Below are 20,274 nucleotides of genomic sequence, written 5' to 3' on the forward strand. Positions count from 1 at the left end.
CTCCGGACCTGCGGTGAGCGAACTCAGTGACCGGCGATGTCCCAGTTGTCGCCGCGCCCGACCTGTACGTCCAGCGGCACCGACAGCTGCGCCGCATCTCCCATCCGCGTGCGCACGATGCGCTCGGCGGCGTCCCACTCCCCCGGTGCCACCTCGATCACGAGCTCGTCGTGGATCTGCAGCAGCACCCGCGACCCGAGCCCTTCGGCGGCGAAGTCGTCGTGGATGTGGAACAGCGCCACCTTCATGATGTCGGCGGCGCTGCCCTGGATGGGCGCGTTGAGCGCCGCGCGCTCGGCGTTCTCGCGCAGCACGCGGTTGGGGCTCGCCAGGTCGGGGAACGGGCGCCGACGGCCGAAGATCGTCTCGGTGTAGCCGTCGATCCGTGCCTGCTCGACGGAGGACCGCAGGTAGTCGCGCACGGCGCCGAACCGGGCGAAGTACTCCATCATGAGCTGCTTGGCCTCGGCCTGATCGATCCGCAGCTGCTTTGAGAGACCGAACGCCGACAGTCCGTAGACGAGTCCGTACGACATCGCCTTCACCTTGGTGCGCATCGCCGGGGTGACGTCTTCTGGCGCGACCCCGAAGACGCGCGAGCCGACGAACCGGTGCGTGTCCTCGCCCGAGTTGAACGCCTCGATGAGCCCCGGGTCTTCGGACAGGTGCGCCATGATGCGCATCTCGATCTGGGAGTAGTCGGCCGTCAGCAGGGTCTCGTAGCCCTCGCCGACGGTGAACGCCGAGCGGATGCGGCGGCTCTCCTCGGTGCGGATCGGGATGTTCTGGAGGTTGGGGTCGGTGCTGGACAGCCGGCCGGTCTGGCTGCCGGTCTGCACGTAGGTGGTGTGGATGCGGCCGTCGGCGCCGCTCGTGCGGTCGGCGCCGATCGCGCTGTCGAGGGACTCGATGATCTGACGCAGCTTCGTCGCCTCGCGGTGCTGCAGCAGCAGGTCGAGGAACGGGTGCGGATTGGTCTCCTGCAGGTCGGCCAGCACCGCGGCATCCGTCGAGTAGCCGGTCTTGGTCTTGCGCGTCTTCGGCAGCTGCAGCTCTTCGAAGAGCACCTCCTGCAGCTGCTTCGGCGAGCCGAGGTTGACCTCGCGCCCGATCGCGGCGTACGCCTCCTGTGCGAGGGCGTCGGCGCGCGCGCCGAGCTCGCCCGAGAACCGGGTCAGCGTGTCGTGCGAGACCGCGACGCCGGCGAGCTCCATGTCGGCCAGGGTGTGCAGCGTCGGCAGCTCGATGTCGGTCAGGACCGCGCCGACGCTCTCAGGCAGCTCGGCGCGGATGGCACGGACCACGCGCAGCAGGTACCACGAGAGCTGGCCGGTGGTGGCGCCCTCGGTCTCGGGCACGAGCTGCGAGGGGTCGGACTCGGGCAGCTTCTCATCGAGGTAGCGGTCCACCAGGTCGGCGAGCGTCTTGTCGGGAAAGCTCGGCCGGAGCAGCCAGCCGGCGAGGATCACGTCGAAGCCGAGGCCGCCGAGCGTCAGCCCGGCGCGGCGGAGGGCCTTGAGCTGGGGCTTCGCGTCGGCGAAGGCCTTGGGTGCGTCGGAGGCCAGCCAGGGGCCGAGGGCGGCGGCGAGCTCGGGCGTCCAGTTCGCCTCGGCCGCGGCATCCGTCGTCGCCACGCCGAGTCGTGCCGGAAGGCCGCCCTCGACCGTGATCGTGACGCCCGACTCTCCGTCGAGGTCGGCGACCCAGGCGGCGAACTCGGCGGGCGCGAGCTCTTTCGCGACCGGTGCGAGCTCGGCCGCCGCGGAGGTCACCGCGGCCATCTGCTGCTCGATGCCGGCGAGTTCGGCGACGCGCGGGATGAGGGTCTTGAACTCGAGCCGCGAGAAGATGTCGCGCACCGCCTGGGCGTCCATGGGCTGCACCTCGAGGTCGGCCGGGCGCAGCGGCAGCTCGACATCGGTGAGGAGGCGGTTGAGGCGACGGTTGCGCCGCACGTCGTCGAGGTGCTCGCGCAGGTTGCCGCCGACCACGCCCTTGATCGAGTCGGCGCCCTCGAGGAGCGCGTCGAGCGAGCCGAACTGCGTGAGCCACTTCACGGCGGTCTTCTCGCCGACCTTGGGCACGCCCGGCAGGTTGTCGCTGGTCTCGCCCACGAGGGCGGCGATGTCGGGGTACTGCTCGGGCGGGACGCCGTAGCGGTCGATGACGGCCTGCCGGTCGTAGCGCTTGAGCTGCGAGACCCCCTGCACGTTGGGGTACAGCAGGGTGATGTCGTCATTGACCAGCTGGATCGTGTCGCGATCGCCCGAGCATACGAGCACCTGGAAGCCCGCTTCGGCGCCCTGCGTGGCCAGTGTGGCGAGGATGTCGTCGGCCTCGATGTCTTCCTGCTGCAGCACGCGGATGCTCATCGCGGCCAGGCAGTCCTGGAGGAGCGGGATCTGCCCCTTGAATTCGGACGGCGTCTCGGACCGGTTCGCCTTGTACTCGGTGTACTCGCGGGTGCGGAAGGACTGCCGCGACGTGTCGAAGGCGACCGCGAGGTGCGTGGGCTTCTCTGCCTTGATCAGGTTGATCAGCATCGCGAGGAACCCGTAGATCCCGTTCGTGTGCTGCCCGTCCTTCGTCGAGAAGTTGTCGACCGGGAGGGCGTAGAACGCCCGATATGCCAGCGAATGGCCGTCGACGACCAGAAGGGTAGGCTTTGCGGAGTCCGTCACCCTGCAAGCCTAGTCAGGGCCGGGGACAGTCGATTTCCGTCGCCCGGCGCCGCCGTCCGCGGCCTCGATCCGAAGGTGAGCCATGCCCGAGCACTCCCCCGCCGCCGCCGACGGAATCGCCTGGGCGACGGGTCGCGGCATCGGCGCCCTCGCCGAGAAGATGGGGTTCGAGTGGCTCGAGTTCACGCCCGAGCGCGCGGTGGCCCGCATGCCCGTCGAGGGCAACACGCAGCCCGTGGGCCTCTTCCACGGCGGCGCCTACGTCGTGCTGGGCGAGTCGCTCGGATCCATGCACGCGAACTTCCACGCCGGCCCCGGGCGCCTCGCCGTCGGCGTCGACATCAACGCGACGCACACCCGCTCGGCGACGTCGGGTCACGTCACGGGCGTGTGCACGCCGCTCCATCTCGGCCGCAGCCTGACCGTCCACGAGATCGTGGTGAGCGATGACGAGGGGCGCCGCTGCTCGACGGTGCGGATCACGAACCACATCAAGACCGTGCAATGAGAGAAGCGGATGCCTCGGGTCGAGGCATCCGCTTCTCTGGAAGCTGTCGGGGCTCAGCCCTTCTTGGGCGCGAGCTGCTCGATGATGGCCTTGGCGACGTCCTGCATGGTGAGGCGGCGGTCCATCGACGCCTTCTGGATCCAGCGGAACGCCTCGGGCTCGGACAGGCCCATCTTCTCGTTGAGCAGGCCCTTGGCGCGGTCGACGAGCTTGCGGGTCTCGAAGCGCTCGACCATGTCGGCGACCTCGGCCTCGAGCGTGATGATCTGCTCGTAGCGGGCCAGCGCGATCTCGATCGCGGGCAGCAGGTCGTTCGGCGTGAACGGCTTGACGACGTAAGCCAGGGCACCGGCCTCGCTCGCGCGCTCGACGAGCTCCTTCTGGCTGAAGGCGGTGAGGAGGACGACCGGGGCGATGTGGTTCTTGCTGAGCTTCTCGGCGGCCGAGATGCCGTCGAGCTGCGGCATCTTGACGTCCATGATGACGAGGTCGGGGCGCAGCTCGGTGGCCAGGGCCACCGCCGTCTCGCCGTCTCCGGCCTCGCCGACGACGTCGAATCCGTTGTCGCGGAGGATCTCGACGATGTCGAGCCGGATGAGCGACTCGTCCTCGGCGACCACGACGCGGCGGGGGGTGGAAGCCGTCGATGCGGCGGTCTGCTCCTGCTCAGTCACCATTGAATCCTACGGTATGGTCAATCGCGGACGCGCGGCATGACCGCGCGTGCCGGTGTGGCGGAATGGCAGACGCGACCGACTCAAACTCGGTTGCCCGCAAGGGCGTGTGGGTTCGACTCCCACCACCGGCACTCCCCCGACATCTTGCAGAGCGGATGCCTCGAATCGAGGCATCCGCTCTTCGCATTCTCCACCGCGCTCGGATCGAGTTTGGTATTCGGTGTTGCTAAGTACCGGTACCTAGTGTTACTTTCTAGCGGTAGTCAACATCACTGAGTAGCGAAGAGCGAAGGAGGTGCGCCATGGGCAAGCAGGAGACCGAGATGCTCAAGGGCACGCTGGAGGGCATCGTGCTCGCGATCCTCTCCGGCCGGCCGGCGTACGGCTACGAGATCACCTCGTGGCTGCGCGACCAGGGCTTCTCCGACATCGCCGAAGGCACCGTGTACGCCCTGCTCGTCAGGGTCGAGCAGCGGGGACTCGTCGACGTCGAGAAGGTCCCGTCCGAGAAGGGGCCGCCGCGCAAGGTGTACTCCCTCAACGCGCAGGGCCGCGAGCAGCTGGCCGAGTTCTGGAGGACCTGGAGCTTCCTCGCAGAACGCATCGAGACGCTCCACCGCCAGCACGCGCACAACAACCCCACACCCCAGGAAGAGGACTGATCATGGCCGCCAAGTGGTACGAGGTCGTCACCGGCTCGATCGAGCAGAAGAAGCTGTACAAGCAGTACAGGGCCCGCGTCGAGGCTCTCCCCGAGCCGTATCGCGGAGCTGCGAAGGCGCTGGACCGGTACTTCATGACCGTCGGCGGGATGACCGACGGCGAGACGCTGGTCCAGATGCTCAGCGACTCCGCCGACCTGTGGGAGCGCGCGGCGGCCGACGGCACGCCCGTGCGCGACATCGTCGGCGAGGACGCGTCGGCGTTCGCGGAGGAGTTCACCGCCGCGTACTCCGGCAAGCAGTGGATCGACAAGGAGCGCGCACGTCTCAACAAGGCGATCGACGACGCGGAGAGGAACGAGGGATCATGACCGGCACCGCCACCGCGACCGCCGCCATCCAGGTGCGGGGGCTCGAGAAGTCCTACAAGGACCTGCAGGTGCTCCGGGGCGTCGACTTCGAGGTCGAACGGGGCAGCATCTTCGCCCTCCTCGGCTCGAACGGCGCGGGCAAGACGACGGTCGTCCGCATCCTCTCGACTCTGCTGAAGGCGGATGCCGGAGCCGCCGCCATCGCCGGGTTCGACGTCGCCGCGCAGCCGCAGAAGGTGCGCGAGACGATCAGCCTCACCGGGCAGTTCGCCGCGGTCGACGAGGTGCTGAGCGGGCGCGAGAACCTCGTGCTCATCGCGCAGCTGCGCCACCTCCCGGATCCCGGCCGGATCGCCGACGAGCTGCTCGCCCGGTTCTCGCTGACCGACGCCGGCACGCGCAGGGCGGCGACGTACTCCGGCGGCATGCGCCGCCGGCTCGACATCGCCATGAGCCTCATCGGCGACCCGCCGGTCATCTTCCTCGACGAGCCGACCACGGGCCTCGACCCGGCGGCCCGCATCGAGGTGTGGGACGCCGTGCGCGAACTCGCCCGGGGCGGCACCACGGTGCTGCTGACCACGCAGTACCTCGAGGAGGCGGAGCAGCTGGCCGACCGCATCGCGATCCTCCACAAGGGGCGCATCATCGTCGACGGCACACTCTCCGAGCTCAAGCGGCTGCTGCCGCCGGCGCAGGTCGAGTACATCGAGAAGCAGCCCAGCCTCGAGGACGTCTTCTTCGCCCTCACCGGCGAAGAAGACACCGCAGAACCCGGCGACGCCGCGGACGGCACCGCCACGACACGGAAGGAAGGACGATGACCGCCCACACCATCGGCGACACCGCCGTTCTCACGGGCCGGTCGCTGCGCCACATCCTGCGCAGCCCCGACACCATCATCACCACCGCGGTCACGCCGATCGCACTCATGCTGCTGTTCGTCTACGTCTTCGGCGGAGCGATCGACACCGGACTCAGCCAGGGGTCGTACATCGACTACATGCTGCCGGGCATCCTGCTGATCACGATCGCCTCCGGCATCGCCTACACGGCGTACCGGCTGTTCCTCGACATGCAGGGCGGCATCTTCGAGCGGTTCCAGTCGCTGCCGATCTCGCGGTCCGGGGTGCTGTGGGCGCACGTGCTCACGTCGCTCGTCTCGATCCTGGTGTCGCTGGCGATCGTCATCGGCGTCGCGCTGCTGATGGGATTCCGCACCGGGGCGAGCGTCGGCGCCTGGCTGGGCGTGATCGGCATGCTGGTGCTGTTCACGCTGGCGCTCACGTGGCTGGCCGTGATCCCGGGGCTCACCGCCAAGACGGTGGACGGCGCGAGCGCGTTCTCCTATCCGCTCATCTTCCTGCCGTTCATCAGCTCCGCGTTCGTCCCGACCGAGAGCATGCCGGCTCCCGTGCAGTGGTTCGCCGAGAACCAGCCGGTCACCTCCATCGTCGACTCGATGCGGGCGCTGTTCGCCGGCGAGCCGGTCGGCACCGACATCTGGGTCGCGATGGCGTGGCTGGTCGGGATCCTGGTGGTGGCCTACATCGGGTCGATGGCGATCTACCGGAAGAAGATCAGCTGACCGTGCCCCGCATGACAACAGAGAAGAGTGGATGCCTCGGGCCGAGGCATCCACTCTTCTGTGCTGTCGTGAGGGCTTACGCCCCGAAGTACTGGTTGCCCAGCGCCTTGCTCTTGAGGGCGTCGAACTCGCCCTGCGAGATCGTGCCGGCGTCGAGGAGCGCCTTGGCCTTGGCGATGTCTTCGGCGGGGCTCGTCGAGGCGGACGGACGGTAGTCGTCGGACTCGGGCACCACTCCCCCGCGCGCCGCCTGGGCGCGCTCGGCCATGCCCCTGCCGCGGGCGATGATGTAGATCAGCGCGGTGAGGAACGGCACGAACACCAGGGCGATGATCCACAGGGCCTTGAGCCACCCGTTGAGCTTCTCGTCGCGGAACAGGTCCGTGATGATCACGATCACCACGTACAGATACGCGATGAAGTAGAAGCTCCACAGCAGGAACCACCAGAAGTCACCGAAGAACATCGGCGTCACCTTTCTCGAAAGCCGGACGGCTGCGACCACAGTAGTGGCGGGATCGGGCGCGCGGGGGAACGTTTCGATCGTGTCCTCGACCCACGCGAGGTGGGCCGGCGCGCGACGGTGTCAAGCCCGTCGGACGGAACCGCCGGTGGTGCGAGGATTGCCGCTCCACCGAGGGGAGCCTGCATGCCCATGCCTGACGTCACCGCCGCAGCGCGAGAGATCTTCGGCTGGCCGGCGCTGCGGGAAGGGCAGACGGAGGCGATCGAGGCGCTCGTCGAGGGCCGCGATGCCATCGTCGTCCTTCCCACCGGCGCCGGGAAGTCGGCGGTGTATCAGCTCGCAGGCTTCCTGCGCGGTGGCCTGACGGTGGTGGTGTCGCCGCTCATCGCCCTGCAGAACGACCAGGTGGCCCAGCTCGCGGCGACGCCGAGCGCGCCTCGCGGCGCCGTGCTCAACTCGACGCTCGGTGAGCGCGCCACCGAAGAGCTCTGGGAGGACCTCCGTGCCGGAGCGATCCAGTTGCTGCTCCTGGCACCGGAGCAGCTGGCCAAGGACGAGGTCGTCGCCGGCCTCGCGCAGACCGGCGTGGGACTCTTCGCCGTCGACGAAGCGCATTGCGTGGCCAGCTGGGGTCATGACTTCCGTCCGGACTACCTCCGCCTGGCCGGCGTGCGCGCGCGGCTGGGGTCACCGCCGATCGTCGCGCTGACCGCCACGGGGGCCGAGCCCGTGCGCGCCGAGATCGCGGAGCGCCTGCAGCTGCGCGAGCCGGCGGTGGTCGTGCGCGGCGTCGACCGTCCCAACATCGACCTGACGGTGCGGCGGGCGTCCGCCGCCGAGGAGAAGCGCGCCGAGGTCCTCGAGCTCGTCGCGGGCGCCGCCGGATGCGGGCTGCTGTACACCGCGACGCGGCGGGAAGCCGAGGAGTATGCCGCCGAGCTGACAGGGCGCGGGCGGCGCGCCCGGGTGTACCATGCCGGTCTGTCCAAGGCGGACCGTGAGGAGACCCACCGCGCGTTCCTCGAGGACGGGATCGACGTCGTGGTGGCCACCAACGCGTTCGGGATGGGGATCGACAAGCCCGATGTGCGGTTCGTCGTCCACGCGTCCGTGCCGGACTCGCTCGACTCGTACTACCAGGAGATCGGCCGGGCGGGACGGGACGGCGAAGCAGCGTCTGCGACACTCTTCTACCGCCCGGAGGATCTCGGCATCCGCAAGTACTTCGTCGCGCGGTCCGTCGATGAGGGCCGGCTCGCCGCCGCGTACCGTCGCATCTCACGCTCCGACGGAGCGGTGCCGACGAAGGCGCTGGCAGCGGAACTCGCCGTCGCGCCTCGCACCGCCACCCACCTCGTCAATCTCCTCGCGGAGGGCGGTGTGGTCCGTGTCGGCCGGCGCGGGGCGGTGGTGGCGGCATCCGTCTCCGCCTCCGAGGCGGCGGCGCGTGCGGCCGAGGCGTCGGAGCGACGCGAGCGGATCGAGCAGTCGCGTCTGGAGGTGATGCGACGATACGCCGAGACGCGCGATTGCCGGCGACGCGCCGTGCTGCGGTACTTCGGCGAGGAGCTTCGCGAACCGTGCGGCAACTGCGACACCTGCCGCGCCGGCACGGCGGCTGAGGCCGCGCCGAGCGAGGAGGGACTTCCGTTCCCGACGGGGTCGGCGGTCGTCCACGTCGAGTGGGGACCCGGTGCCGTCTCGGCGGTGGAGGGCGACCGTCTCACCGTGTTCTTCGAAGAACAGGGATACAAGACGCTCGCCCTCGACACCGTCATCGAGAACGGTCTGCTCAGCCGCGCGGGCTGACCGGATCAGTCCCGCGTCTTGTAGATGGGCGCCTTGCCGTGCACGGCGTCACCCACCTTGTGGATGCGGATGTCGTTCGTAGAGCCGACGATTCCGGGAGGCGAACCCGAGATCACGACGACCTTGTCGCCGACCTTCGCCAGGTCGTTCGACAGCAGGTAGTCGTCGACCTGGATGAACATGAGGTCGGTGTGCGCGACGTGCTCGACCAGCGAGGACTGCACGCCCCACGTGAGCGCCATGCGACGGCGGATGCCGGGCTCGGGGGTGAAGCCGAGCATCGGGATGCGCGGGCGCAGCCGCGACATGCGGCGGGCGGTGTCGCCGGACTCGGTGAAGATGCAGAGGTACTTGGCCTCGACGAACTCGGCGACCTCCAGCGCGGCGAGCGTGATCGCGCCGCCCTGGGTGCGGGGCTTGGTCGTCAGCGGCTGGATGCGCTCCAGGCCGTGCTCCTCAGTCGAGTCGACGATGCGGGCCATCGTCTCGACGGTGACCACGGGGTACTCGCCGACGCTCGTCTCACCCGAGAGCATCACGGCGTCCGCGCCGTCGAGGACGGCATTGGCGACGTCGGAGGCCTCGGCGCGCGTGGGCACCGGGGAGTTCGTCATCGACTCGAGCATCTGCGTCGCGACGATCACGGGCTTCGCCATGCGCCGGCACAGCTCGACCGCGCGCTTCTGCACGATCGGCACGGCCTCCAGCGGCAGCTCGACGGCGAGGTCGCCACGAGCGACCATGATGCCGTCGAACGCGTCGATGATCTCCTCGAGATTGTCGACTGCCTGGGGCTTCTCGATCTTTGCGATGACCGGGACGTGGCGTCCCTCTTCGGCCATGATCACGTGGACGCGCTGGATGTCCTTCGCATCCCGCACGAACGAGAGCGCGATGATGTCGGCGCCGGCGCGCAGGCCCCAGCGCAGGTCGGCCTCGTCCTTCTCCGACAGGGCCGGGACGTTCACGGCGACGCCGGGGAGGTTGATGCCCTTGTTGTTCGAGACCGGGCCGCCGACGACGACCTCGGTCGTGACGACGGTGCCGTCGGTCTCCAGCACCTTGACGCGGACCTTGCCGTCGTCGATGAGGAGGAAGTCGCCGGGCTTGACGTCCTGCGGGAGACCCTTGAACGTGGTGCCGACGATCTCCTTGGTGCCGAGGATGTCGTCGGTGGTGATCTTGAAGATGTCGCCGGCGGCGAGCTCGTGGGGGCCGTTCTCGAACTTGCCCAGGCGGATCTTCGGACCCTGGAGGTCGACGAGGATGGCGACGGCGCGTCCCGCGTCGTCGGCCGCCTTGCGCACGTTGGCGAAGTTGTTGTCGTGGACCGAGTAGTCCCCGTGGCTCAGGTTGAATCGGGTGACGTCCACACCGGCATCGATGATCGCGCGGACCATCTCATACGTGGATGTGGCCGGACCCAGGGTGGCGACGATCTTCGCGCGTCTCATCCGTGGTTTTCTCCGGGTTGGGGTGAATTGGCGAGTGCCTCGGCCAGCCTACGCGGGCTGCAGGCCGATGGCGACATCGGTCGGACGGACCGGAGCGGGCAGCTCGGTCTCGCCCATGAGGAAGCGGTCGACGCTGGCGGCGACCGCTCGTCCCTCGGCGATCGCCCACACGATGAGCGACTGTCCGCGACCGGCGTCGCCGGCCACGAACACGCCCGGGGCGGTCGTCTGGTAGTCGTCCTCGCGGCGCACGTTGCCCCGCTCGGTGAAGCGCGCGCCGAGCTGATCCTCGAGGAGCGCCTGCTCGGGGCCGGTGAACCCCATGGCGATGAGAACGAGGTCCGCGGGGATCTCGCGCTCGGTGCCGCTCTTGGGGACCCGGCGGCCGTCGACGAACTCGGTCTCGGCGACGCGAAGTGCGCGCACTTCGCCGGCGCCGTTGGCGAGGAACTCGACCGTCGACGCGAGGTAGGAGCGCTCGCCGCCCTCCTCGTGCGCGGACTGCACCTCGAAGAGGGTCGGCGACATCGGCCAGGGCTGGCTCTCCGGGCGCTCGCCCGGAGGCTGCCGGCCGATGGCGAGGTTGGTCACGCTCAGCGCGCCGTGGCGGTGGGCCGTGCCGATGCAGTCGGCGCCGGTGTCACCGCCGCCGATCACGACGACGTGCTTTCCCTCAGCCGTGATCTGGTTGGGCACGGCATCGCCGGCCACGGCCTTGTTCGACTCGACGAGGTACTCCATGGCGAAGTGCACGCCCGCGAGGTCGCGGCCGGGGATCGCCAGGTCGCGCGGGATGGTCGAGCCGGTGGCGATCACGACCGCGTCGTAGCGTGCACGGAGGTCGGCCCACGAGATGTCCTTGCCGATCTCGACCCCGGCGCGGAAGCGCGTGCCCTCGTCCTGCATCTGGCGCAGACGCGTCTCGAGGTGCTTCTTCTCCATCTTGAAGTCGGGGATGCCGTAGCGCAGCAGCCCGCCGATGCGGTCGTCGCGCTCGAACACCGCGACGGTGTGCCCGGCACGCGTGAGCTGCTGGGCGGCCGCGAGGCCGGCGGGGCCGGAGCCGACGACGGCGACCGTCTTACCGGTGAGGCGTCCCGGCGGCTCGGGCTCGATCCAGCCGTGGGCGAACGCCTCCTCGGCGATCGACACCTCGACCTGCTTGATGGTGACGGCCGGCTGGTTGATGCCCAGCACGCACGAGCTCTCGCACGGCGCCGGGCACAGCCGCCCGGTGAACTCCGGGAAGTTGTTGGTCGCGTGCAGTCGCTCGCTCGCGGCACGGCCCTCGCCGCGCCACGTGAGGTCGTTCCACTCCGGGATCAGGTTGCCCAGCGGGCAGCCCTTGTGGCAGAACGGGACGCCGCAGTCCATGCAGCGACCGGCCTGCCGGCGGAGTACGGCCGAGTCGCCCGGCTCGTAGACCTCTTTCCAGTCCATGATGCGCACCGGCACGGGCCGCCGCGGCGGCAGCTCGCGCTCGGTGACCTTGAGAAAGCCCTTCGGGTCAGCCACCCGTCACCTCCAGGATGCGGTTCCAGACGACGTCGCCGTCGGGGTCCAGCCCCTCGGCGACCGCCGCCTGGCGGGTCTGCAGCACAGCGGCGTAGTCGCGCGGCAGCACCCGGACGAAGTTCGCCAGCTCCGCCTCGAAGTCATCGAGGAGGCTCTGGGCGAGAGTCGATTCGGTCTCGGCGACGTGCTGCTCGAGCAGGTCGCGGAGGATCTCGGCGTCGCCGGATCCGAGCTCGCCGAGCTCCAGCTCGCCGGCTGCGAGCGCCTCGCGGTTCACGAGCGCGCTGTCGAGGCGGTACACGTACGCGGTGCCGCCCGACATCCCGGCGCCGAGGTTGCGGCCCGTCGCACCCAGGATGACCGCGAGGCCACCCGTCATGTACTCCAGTGCGTGGTCGCCCACGCCTTCGACGACAGCGGTCGCCCCGGAGTTGCGGACGAAGAACCGCTCGCCCACGACGCCGCGGAGGAACATGGTGCCCTGCGTCGCGCCGTAGCCGATGACGTTGCCCGCGATGACGTTCTGGGACGCGTCGAAGGTGGCGCCGCGCGGCGGCCGCACCACGATCTGCCCCCCCGACAGGCCCTTGCCGACGTAGTCGTTCGAGTCGCCTTCGAGCCGGAGGGTGATGCCCGCCGGCATGAACGCGCCGAACGACTGCCCCGCCGAGCCGGTGAGGTTCACGACGATGCTGCCCGAGGGCAGCCCGTTCTCGCCGTGGGCGCGGGTGACGTGATGCCCGAGCAGGGTGCCCACCGCGCGCTCGGTGTTGCGGATGGGAAGGTCGATCGTGATCTGCCCGCCGTGGGCGACGACGTCCTGCGCGCGCTCTAGGAGCGCGATGTCGAAGTGCTCGTCGAGTTCGTGCAGCTGCGCGGTGGTGTTGCGGCGCGGTTCGTCCTCGGCGAAGAGCGGGCCCTCGAGCACCGGCGCGAGGTCGAGTCCGCTCGCCTTCCAGTGGCGCACGGCGCCGTCGACGTCGAGCAGGTCGCTGCGTCCGATCGCCTCGTCGAGCGTGCGGAAGCCGAGCTCGGCGAGGTACTCGCGCACCTCCTCGGCGATGAACTCCATGAAGTTCACGACGAACTCGGGCTTGCCGTTGAAGCGCTCGCGCAGCACCGGGTTCTGCGTCGCGACGCCGACCGGGCACGTGTCGAGGTGGCAGACGCGCATCATGATGCAGCCCGACACCACGAGCGGCGCGGTGGCGAAGCCGAACTCCTCGGCTCCCAGGAGGGCGCCGATGATGACATCGCGGCCGGTCTTCAGCTGTCCGTCGACCTGCACGACGACGCGGTCGCGCATGCCGTTCAGCATGAGCGTCTGCTGCGTCTCCGCGAGGCCGAGCTCCCACGGCGTGCCGGCGTGCTTGAGCGAGTTGAGCGGGCTCGCACCGGTGCCGCCGTCGTGTCCCGACACCAGGATGACGTCGGCCAGGGCCTTCGCGGTGCCCGCGGCCACCGCGCCGATGCCCGACTGGCTCACGAGCTTGACGTGCACCCGCGCACCCGGGTTGGCGCGCTTGAGGTCGAAGATCAGCTGCTTGAGGTCTTCGATCGAGTAGATGTCGTGGTGCGGCGGCGGCGAGATGAGGCCGACGCCGGCGGTCGCGTGGCGTGTGCGCGCCACCCACGGGTACACCTTGGTCGGCGGCAGCTGCCCGCCCTCGCCGGGCTTGGCGCCCTGCGCGAGCTTGATCTGGATGTCGTCCGACTCGGTGAGGTACAGGCTGGTCACGCCGAAGCGGCCGGAGGCCACCTGCTTGATCGAGCTGCGGCGCTCCGGGTCGAGGAGCCGGTCGACGTCCTCGCCGCCCTCGCCGGTGTTCGACTTGCCGCCGATCCGGTTCATCGCGATCGCGAGGGTCTCGTGCGCCTCGCGCGAGATCGAGCCGTAGCTCATCGCGCCGGTGGAGAACCGCTTGACGATCGACGACACCGGCTCGACCTCGTCGATCGGCACGGGGGTGCGGCCCTGCGTCTTCAGCGCGAACAGGCCCCGGAGCGTCTTCAGCTCCCCCGCCTGGTCGTCGACGAGCTTGGTGTACTCGCGGAAGATGTCGTAGCGGCGGGTGCGCGTCGAGTGCTGCAGCCGGAACACCGTGTCGGGGTTGAACAGGTGTGGCGATCCGTCGCGGCGCCACTGGTACTCGCCGCCCGTCCAGAGCCGCTCGTGCGCGCGGACCGCGGCGTCCTGCGGGTACGCGTAGGCGTGGCGCGCGGCGTTCTCGGCCGCGATGACGTCCAGTCCCACGCCGCCGAGCTTGGACTCCGTGCCGGTGAAGTAGGTGTCGACGAAGTCCTGCGACAGGCCCACGGCCTCGAAGACCTGCGCGCCCGCGTACGACGAGACGGTCGAGATGCCCATCTTCGACATGATCTTCAGCACGCCCTTGCCGAGCGCGTAGATGAGGTTCTTGACGGCCTTCTCGGGGGCGATGCCGGTGATGAAACCGGCCCGCACCAGGTACTCGACGGTCTCCATCGCCAGGTACGGGTTCACCGCGGAGGCGCCGTACCCGATGAGTGTCGCGATGTGATGCACCTCGCGCACGTCGCCGGCCTCGACGACGAGACCGCACTTCATGCGGGTCTCCTTGCGGATGAGGTGGTGGTGCACCGCCGCGAGCATCAGCAGCGACGGGATCGGGGCGAGGTCCTTGTTGGAATCGCGGTCGGACAGCACGATGAACTCCGCGCCGTCCTCGATGGCCTGGTCGACCTCGTGGCACATCTGCTCGAGGCGCTTCTTCATGCCCTTGTGGCCGGCCTCGACGCGGTAGAGGCCGCGGATGGTGACCGACGTGCGTCCGGGCAGCGCCGTGTCGATGTGCTGGATCTTGGCGAGCTCGTCGTTGTCGATGACCGGGAAGTCCAGCGTCACGACACGGGTGTGCTCGCGACCCCACTCCAGCAGGTTGCGCTCGGGCCCGAGCCCGAGCGAGAGCGACGTCACGACCTCTTCGCGAATCGAGTCCAGCGGCGGGTTCGTCACCTGCGCGAACTGCTGCGTGAAGTAGTCGAACAGGAGGCGCGGACGATCGCTCAGCACCGCGACAGGCGTGTCGGATCCCATGGCGCCGAGGGGCTCGGCACCGGTCTGCCCCATCGGGGTCAGCAGGATCTTGACCTCTTCCTCGGTGTACCCGAACGTGCGCTGACGGCGGGTGATGGAGGCGATCGGGTGCACGATGTGCTCGCGCTCGGGAAGATCGGCCAGGCGCACGCGGCCCGCGTCGAGCCACTCCTGCCAGGGCTCGAGGTCGGCAAGGCCGCTCTTGATCTCGTCGTCCTCGATGATGCGGCGCTCCGCCGTGTCGACGAGGAACATGCGGCCGGGACGCAGGCGCCCGCGGCGCTTGATGCGCTCGGGCTCGAAGTCCAGCACACCGGTCTCGCTGCCGATCACGATCAGGCCGTCGGTGGTCTCGGTCCAGCGACCGGGGCGCAGGCCGTTGCGGTCGAGCGTCGCGCCGACGAGCGTGCCGTCGGTGAAGATGAGCGCGGCCGGTCCGTCCCAGGGCTCCATCTGCATCGAGTGGAACTCGTAGAAGGCGCGGAGCTTCGGGTCGATGTCGGCCTGCTTCTCGTAGGCCTCCGGCACCATCATCATGATGGCGTGCGGCAGGCTGCGGCCGGTCAGCGTCAGCAGCTCGAGCACCTCGTCGAACGACGCGGAGTCGCTCGCGCCCTCTGTGCAGATCGGCAGCAGCGGGCGGATGTCGCCGAGGAGCTCGGACTCGAGCTGCGACTGCCGCGCCCGCATCCAGTTGCGGTTGCCGTTGACGGTGTTGATCTCGCCGTTGTGGGCGAGCATGCGCAGGGGCTGCGCGAGCGGCCACGACGGGAAGGTGTTCGTGGAGTAGCGCGAGTGGACGACGGCAAGCTCGGAGGCGAAGCGCTCGTCCTGCAGGTCGGGGTAGAACGGCTCGAGCTGGAGCGTCGTGACCATGCCCTTGTAACCCAGAGTGCGCGCGGACAGCGACACGAAGTAGGCGTCGAGCTCGGTGCGTGCGCGCTTGCGCAGCCGGAAGGTGCGGCGGTCGAGCGCGATGCCCGCGAGCGCAGGCTGGTCGCCCGTCGCCGGACGGGAGACGAACAGCTGCTCGAAGACGGGGCGCGCCTCGAAGGCGAGCTTGCCGAGGTTCTCGTCGGCGGTGGGCACTTCGCGCCAGCCCAGGACGTCGAGGTTCTCGGAGGCGGCGATCCGCTCGATGCCCGCCTTCTGCGCCGCGCGGGACTCGTCGTCGCGGGGCAGGAAGACCATGCCGGCGGCGTACTCTCCCACGGGCGGCAGGTCGAAGTCCACCACGGCGCGCAGGAACGCGTCGGGCATCTGCGTCAGGATGCCCGCACCGTCACCCGTGCCGGCGTCCGACCCGATGGCACCGCGGTGCTCGAGGTTGCGCAGCGCCGTCAGCGCCAGATCGATGATGTCGTGCCCGGCCTCGCCGCGCAGCGTGGCCACCATGGCCAGGCCGCAGGCATCTTTCTCGAAGGCAGGGTTGTACATCCCCTGCTTCTGCGGGAATCCGGCACGGCCGGACGAAGCGGGGGTGTTCGCCTGCGGGGAGGCGACGTGACGGGGGCTCGAAGCCATACCTACCGTCCTCACGTTGATAGTCAAGATGGGACGACGTCGGCCCTGGGCGCGCTCTTCGGGGAGTGAGCAGCGTTACTTGGTGGCAGGAGTGCTTGTGGCGCTGACCTCTTCGACCTCGGACGTCGGGGGTTCGCTGACGTCGACGAAGTCGTCGGTGTCCTGCGATTGTACAGCCTGTCCGGCCTTCCACTCGCGGCCGGACACATAGGGCGACGGCTCGAAGCCCGGGTGCCGGCGCTTCTGCACGAAGAAGATGACGAGACCGAGGACGACTCCGAAGATGGCCGCCCACACGTTGGTGCGGATGCCGAAGAAGATGTCGCTGGGATCGATCCGGATCGACTCCCACACGACGCGGCCCGCGCTGTACCACATCAGATACACCGCGAAGAGGCGTCCCCACTGCAGGCGGAAGCGGCGCCCGACCCACACGATCACCAGCACGCCGAGGACGTTCCAGATGACCTCGTACAGGAAGGTGGGGTGGAACAGCGTCCCCTCGGGCAGGCCGATGGGCCAGGCCGCGTTGGGGTAGTCGATCTCCAGACCCCACGGCACGTCGGTCGGCAGGCCGTACAGCTCCTGGTTGAACCAGTTGCCGAAGCGCCCGATCGCCTGCGCGAGCAGGAGTCCGGGCGCGAGCGCGTCGGCGAACGTCCAGAAACGGATGCCGGTCCAGCGGCAGCCGAGCCACGCACCGACCGCGCCGCCGATGAGGGCGCCGTAGATCGCGATGCCGCCCTCCCAGATGTACAGCGCACTGAGGGGGTTCGCGCCCTCGCCGAAGTAGAAGTTCCAGTGCGTGAGCACGTGGTAGATGCGAGCGGTGATGATCGCCAACGGGACGGCGAGCAGCGCGATGTCGATGACCACCCACGGCTCGGCGCCGCGCTTGGTGAGCCGGGCGTTGGTCCAGAGCACCGCGACGATGATGCCCGTGATGATGCACAGCGCGTAGATGTGGATGCGCAGGGGCCCGAGGTCGAAGTAGCTGATCGACGGGCTCGGGATGCTGGCGACGACGCTCGCGGCGGCGGTGATCATGGGAGAACCGTGTCCTTGCTGGATCCGTGCGGGAGGGTGCCGGCGGCGGCCGCCGACCTGAGAAGTCTAGTTCGCGCTGCGCGCCGTGCCGTGAGCGAGGCTGCGCGCGGTCTCGGCGAGACGGTCCAGGCCGCCCTCGCGCAGCGCGCGCACGAGGGCGGTGCCGACGATCGCGCCGTCGGCGTACTCGAGGACGCCCGCGACCTGCTCCGCGTTGGAGATGCCGATGCCGACGCAGGCGTGCTCGGCCCCGTGATCGCGCAGCCGGGCGACGAGCGTGCGGGCCGCGGCATCCAGCTGCGCCCGTTCACCGGTGATCCCCATCGTCGAGACGGTGTACACGAACCCGGTCGAGTGGCGCACGATCAGCGCGAGCCGCTCGTCGGTCGAGGTCGGCGCCGCGAGGAACACGCGGTCGAGGCCGGTGCGCTCGCTGGCCGCGATCCACTCGGGCGCCGCCTCGGGGGTGATGTCGGGGGTGATGAGACCCGCTCCGCCGGCGGCGGCGAGGTCGTCGGCGTAGCGGTCGACGCCGTACTGCATCACGGGGTTCCAGTACGTCATGACCAGCACCGGCACGTCGACGCGTTCGGTGATGGCGCGCACCGCCGTGAAGGTGTCGCGCAGGCGGAAGCCGCCCGCGAGAGCCTCCTGGGTCGCCTCCTGGATCACCGTGCCGTCCATGACCGGGTCGGAGTAGGGCGGGCCGAGCTCCAGCACGTCGGCGCCGTTCTCGGCGAGCGTCACCGCCGCCTCGATGCTCGTGCGCAGGTCGGGGTAGCCGATCGGCAGGTAGCCGACGAAGGCGCCGCGGCCCTCGGCTTGGGCGGCCTCGATCGCCGCAGCCACACGGGAGGTCACAGCTTCTCCCCCTCGCCCTTGGCAGCATCGTCGTGCGGCGCGGAGGCGGCGGCTGCGGCATCCGTCCCCTCGTCGTACAGGTGGAAGTAGCGCGCAGCGGTGTCCATGTCTTTGTCGCCGCGCCCGGACAGGCACACGGCGAGGATCGCGTCAGGGCCGAGCTCGCGTCCGATGCGCAGTGCGCCGGCGAGGGCGTGCGCGGATTCGATCGCCGGGATGATGCCCTCGGTCTCGGACAGGAGCCGCAGCGCCTGCATGGCCTCGTCGTCGGTGGCGGGGATGTACTCGGCGCGGCCGATCGAGGCGAGCCAGGCGTGCTCGGGGCCGACGCCCGGGTAATCGAGCCCCGCCGAGATCGAGTGCGATTCGATCGTCTGGCCGTCCTCGTCCTGCAGCACGAAGGTCTTGGCGCCGTGGAGCACACCCGGGCGGCCGCGCTCGATGGATGCCGCGTGGCGCGGGGTGTCGACGCCGTCGCCGGCCGCCTCGACGCCGTAGAGCCTGACGCCCTCGTCGTCGAGGAACGCGTCGAACATGCCGATGGCGTTCGACCCTCCGCCGACGCACGCGAGCACGGCGTCGGGCAGGCGGCCGGCCTCTTCGAGGAGCTGTGCGCGCGCCTCCTCCGAGATGACCTTCTGGAAGTCGCGGACCATGGCCGGGAACGGATGCGGGCCTGCGGCCGTCCCGAAGATGTAGTTCGTCGTCTCGACGCTCGCGACCCAGTCGCGGTAGGCGTCGTTGATGGCGTCCTTCAGAGTGCGCGACCCGGTCTTGACGGGGATCACCTCGGCGCCGAGCAGGCGCATGCGGGCGACGTTGAGCGCCTGGCGCTCGGTGTCGACCTCGCCCATGTAGATGGTGCACTCGAAGCCGAACAGCGCCGCCGCCGTCGCGGTGGCGACGCCGTGCTGGCCGGCCCCGGTCTCGGCGATCACACGCGTCTTGCCGAGCCGCTGGGTGAGCAGCGCCTGGCCGAGGACGTTGTTGATCTTGTGCGAGCCGGTGTGGTTGAGGTCCTCGCGCTTGAGGAAGACGCGTGCCCCGCCGGCGTGCTCGGCGAACCGCGCCACCTCCGTGATCGGAGAAGGACGCCCCGCGTACGAGTGCAGGAGGCGCACGAACTCCGCCTGGAACGCCGGGTCGGCCTTGGCTGCCTCGTACTCGGCGGTCAGCTCGTCGATGGCGGCGATGAGCGACTCGGGCATGAACCGCCCGCCGAACTCGCCGAACAGGGGCCCGGGGGCCTCGCGCAGACTCATGCTCCCGCCTCCAGGAACGCGTGCAGGGTGGCCACGGGATCGTTCGTGACGAGCGCCTCGCCGATGAGCACGACGTCCGCGCCGGCGCGGCGGTAGTGGGCGACGTCGTCGGGGGCGAGCACGGCCGACTCGGCGATCTTGACGGCGCCGGCGGGGATGCGCTCGGCCAGGCGGCCGAACAGGTCGCGGTCGAGCTCGAAGGTGGAGAGGTCGCGGGCGTTCACGCCGATCAGCTGCGCCCCCAGGTCGACGGCGCGATCGACCTCGTCGGCGGAGTGGGTCTCGACGAGTGCGGTCATGCCCAGCTGCCGCGTGAAGGCGTACAGCCGCTCGAGCTCGCGCTGCTCGAGCGCGGCGACGATCAGGAGGACGAGGTCTGCGCCGGACGCGCGCGCTTCGAGCACCTGGTACTCGGTGGCGATGAAGTCCTTGCGGAGCACCGGCAGCGCGACCGCGGCCTTGACGGCCTCGAGGTCGGCGAGACTGCCCTTGAACCGTCGTCCCTCGGTGAGGACCGAGATCGCGGAGGCGCCGCCCTCTTCGTAGCGGCGGGCTTGCAGGGCCGGGTCGGGGATCGCGGCGAGGTCGCCGCGCGACGGGCTCGCGCGCTTGACCTCCGCGATGATCTTCACGCGGTCGGCGGGAGCGAGCGCGGCGAGGGCGTCGAGCGCGGGACGCTGCGCCAGCGCGGCGGCTTCGACCGCCGCCAGCGGGCGCTCCGAGGCGCGTGCCTCGGCATCCTCAACCGCGCCGGCCGTCAGGTCGGCGAGCAC

General features: G+C 69.8%; 16 protein-coding genes and 1 tRNA gene. 7 read left to right on the plus strand and 10 right to left on the minus strand.

The features are described 5' to 3' along the window. Window positions 1-23: 23 nt before the first annotated feature. On the minus strand, window positions 24-2,681 hold the full coding sequence (polA, locus tag R8Z57_RS06725; protein ID WP_318353009.1) for a DNA polymerase I: 2,658 nt from the start codon (window positions 2,679-2,681) through the stop codon (window positions 24-26). An 82-nt stretch (window positions 2,682-2,763) separates the two neighbouring features. Here polA and R8Z57_RS06730 point away from each other — a divergent pair, with 82 nt between their 5' ends. After that, the gene (locus R8Z57_RS06730; protein ID WP_318353010.1) at window positions 2,764-3,189 is read left to right on the plus strand and encodes a hotdog fold thioesterase; all 426 of its coding nucleotides are present in this window, start codon (window positions 2,764-2,766) and stop codon (window positions 3,187-3,189) included. Between the two features lie 53 nt (window positions 3,190-3,242). Here R8Z57_RS06730 and R8Z57_RS06735 read toward each other — a convergent pair whose 3' ends face one another. Then, entirely contained in the window at window positions 3,243-3,866 is a 624-nt protein-coding gene (locus R8Z57_RS06735) for an ANTAR domain-containing response regulator (RefSeq protein WP_109209425.1), read from the minus strand. Between the two features lie 48 nt (window positions 3,867-3,914). On the opposite strand from R8Z57_RS06735, the gene R8Z57_RS06740 reads away from it, so the two are divergent. The 5 genes from R8Z57_RS06740 to R8Z57_RS06760 all read left to right on the plus strand — a co-directional run bounded on the left by R8Z57_RS06740 (window position 3,915) and on the right by R8Z57_RS06760 (window position 6,487). After that, window positions 3,915-3,997: transfer RNA gene (locus R8Z57_RS06740), tRNA-Leu, on the plus strand. Window positions 3,998-4,168: 171 nt separating this feature from the next. Continuing rightward, the gene (locus R8Z57_RS06745; protein ID WP_318353011.1) at window positions 4,169-4,528 is read left to right on the plus strand and encodes a PadR family transcriptional regulator; all 360 of its coding nucleotides are present in this window, start codon (window positions 4,169-4,171) and stop codon (window positions 4,526-4,528) included. Window positions 4,529-4,530: 2 nt separating this feature from the next. Then, complete coding sequence (locus R8Z57_RS06750; RefSeq protein WP_318353012.1) at window positions 4,531-4,899, plus strand: DUF1048 domain-containing protein; 369 nt, start codon at window positions 4,531-4,533, stop codon at window positions 4,897-4,899. Next, window positions 4,896-5,723 carry an ABC transporter ATP-binding protein gene (locus R8Z57_RS06755; RefSeq protein ID WP_318353013.1) on the plus strand — a complete coding sequence of 276 codons (828 nt, stop codon included), beginning with the start codon at window positions 4,896-4,898 and terminating at the stop codon, window positions 5,721-5,723. Before R8Z57_RS06750 ends, R8Z57_RS06755 begins: the two co-directional genes overlap by 4 nt. Beyond that, window positions 5,720-6,487, plus strand: coding sequence for an ABC transporter permease (locus R8Z57_RS06760; protein ID WP_318353014.1), 768 nt, complete (start codon window positions 5,720-5,722; stop codon window positions 6,485-6,487). Before R8Z57_RS06755 ends, R8Z57_RS06760 begins: the two co-directional genes overlap by 4 nt. Window positions 6,488-6,563: 76 nt before the next feature. On the opposite strand, the gene R8Z57_RS06765 is transcribed toward R8Z57_RS06760, so the two are convergent. Then, entirely contained in the window at window positions 6,564-6,953 is a 390-nt protein-coding gene (locus tag R8Z57_RS06765; protein ID WP_318353015.1) for an SHOCT domain-containing protein, read from the minus strand. 183 nt (window positions 6,954-7,136) lie between these two features. On the opposite strand from R8Z57_RS06765, the gene R8Z57_RS06770 reads away from it, so the two are divergent. Then, window positions 7,137-8,762 (plus strand): ATP-dependent DNA helicase RecQ, encoded by a 1,626-nt coding sequence (locus R8Z57_RS06770; protein WP_318353016.1) that lies wholly within the window; start codon window positions 7,137-7,139, stop codon window positions 8,760-8,762. A 5-nt stretch (window positions 8,763-8,767) separates the two neighbouring features. Here R8Z57_RS06770 and pyk read toward each other — a convergent pair whose 3' ends face one another. The 7 genes from pyk to trpC all read right to left on the minus strand — a co-directional run bounded on the left by pyk (window position 8,768) and on the right by trpC (window position 20,274). Then, window positions 8,768-10,216: a pyruvate kinase gene (gene pyk / locus R8Z57_RS06775; protein ID WP_318353017.1), complete on the minus strand. Its 1,449-nt coding sequence runs from the start codon at window positions 10,214-10,216 to the stop codon at window positions 8,768-8,770. A 48-nt stretch (window positions 10,217-10,264) separates the two neighbouring features. Next, window positions 10,265-11,731 carry a glutamate synthase subunit beta gene (locus tag R8Z57_RS06780; RefSeq protein ID WP_318353018.1) on the minus strand — a complete coding sequence of 489 codons (1,467 nt, stop codon included), beginning with the start codon at window positions 11,729-11,731 and terminating at the stop codon, window positions 10,265-10,267. Further along, complete coding sequence (gene gltB, locus R8Z57_RS06785; protein WP_378722180.1) at window positions 11,724-16,331, minus strand: glutamate synthase large subunit; 4,608 nt, start codon at window positions 16,329-16,331, stop codon at window positions 11,724-11,726. Before gltB ends, R8Z57_RS06780 begins: the two co-directional genes overlap by 8 nt. 75 nt (window positions 16,332-16,406) lie before the next feature. Further along, window positions 16,407-17,378, minus strand: coding sequence for a prolipoprotein diacylglyceryl transferase (lgt, locus tag R8Z57_RS06790; RefSeq protein ID WP_318353019.1), 972 nt, complete (start codon window positions 17,376-17,378; stop codon window positions 16,407-16,409). A gap of 66 nt (window positions 17,379-17,444) precedes the next feature. Beyond that, entirely contained in the window at window positions 17,445-18,239 is a 795-nt protein-coding gene (gene trpA, locus R8Z57_RS06795) for a tryptophan synthase subunit alpha (protein WP_318353020.1), read from the minus strand. Continuing rightward, entirely contained in the window at window positions 18,236-19,501 is a 1,266-nt protein-coding gene (gene trpB, locus R8Z57_RS06800; RefSeq protein WP_318353021.1) for a tryptophan synthase subunit beta, read from the minus strand. The genes trpA and trpB overlap by 4 nt, the downstream gene beginning before the upstream one ends. Continuing rightward, complete coding sequence (gene trpC, locus R8Z57_RS06805; RefSeq protein ID WP_318353022.1) at window positions 19,498-20,274, minus strand: indole-3-glycerol phosphate synthase TrpC; 777 nt, start codon at window positions 20,272-20,274, stop codon at window positions 19,498-19,500. Before trpC ends, trpB begins: the two co-directional genes overlap by 4 nt.

It is taken from the genome of Microbacterium sp. M3, assembly GCF_033548675.1.
In the GTDB taxonomy this organism is placed as follows: domain Bacteria; phylum Actinomycetota; class Actinomycetes; order Actinomycetales; family Microbacteriaceae; genus Microbacterium; species Microbacterium arthrosphaerae.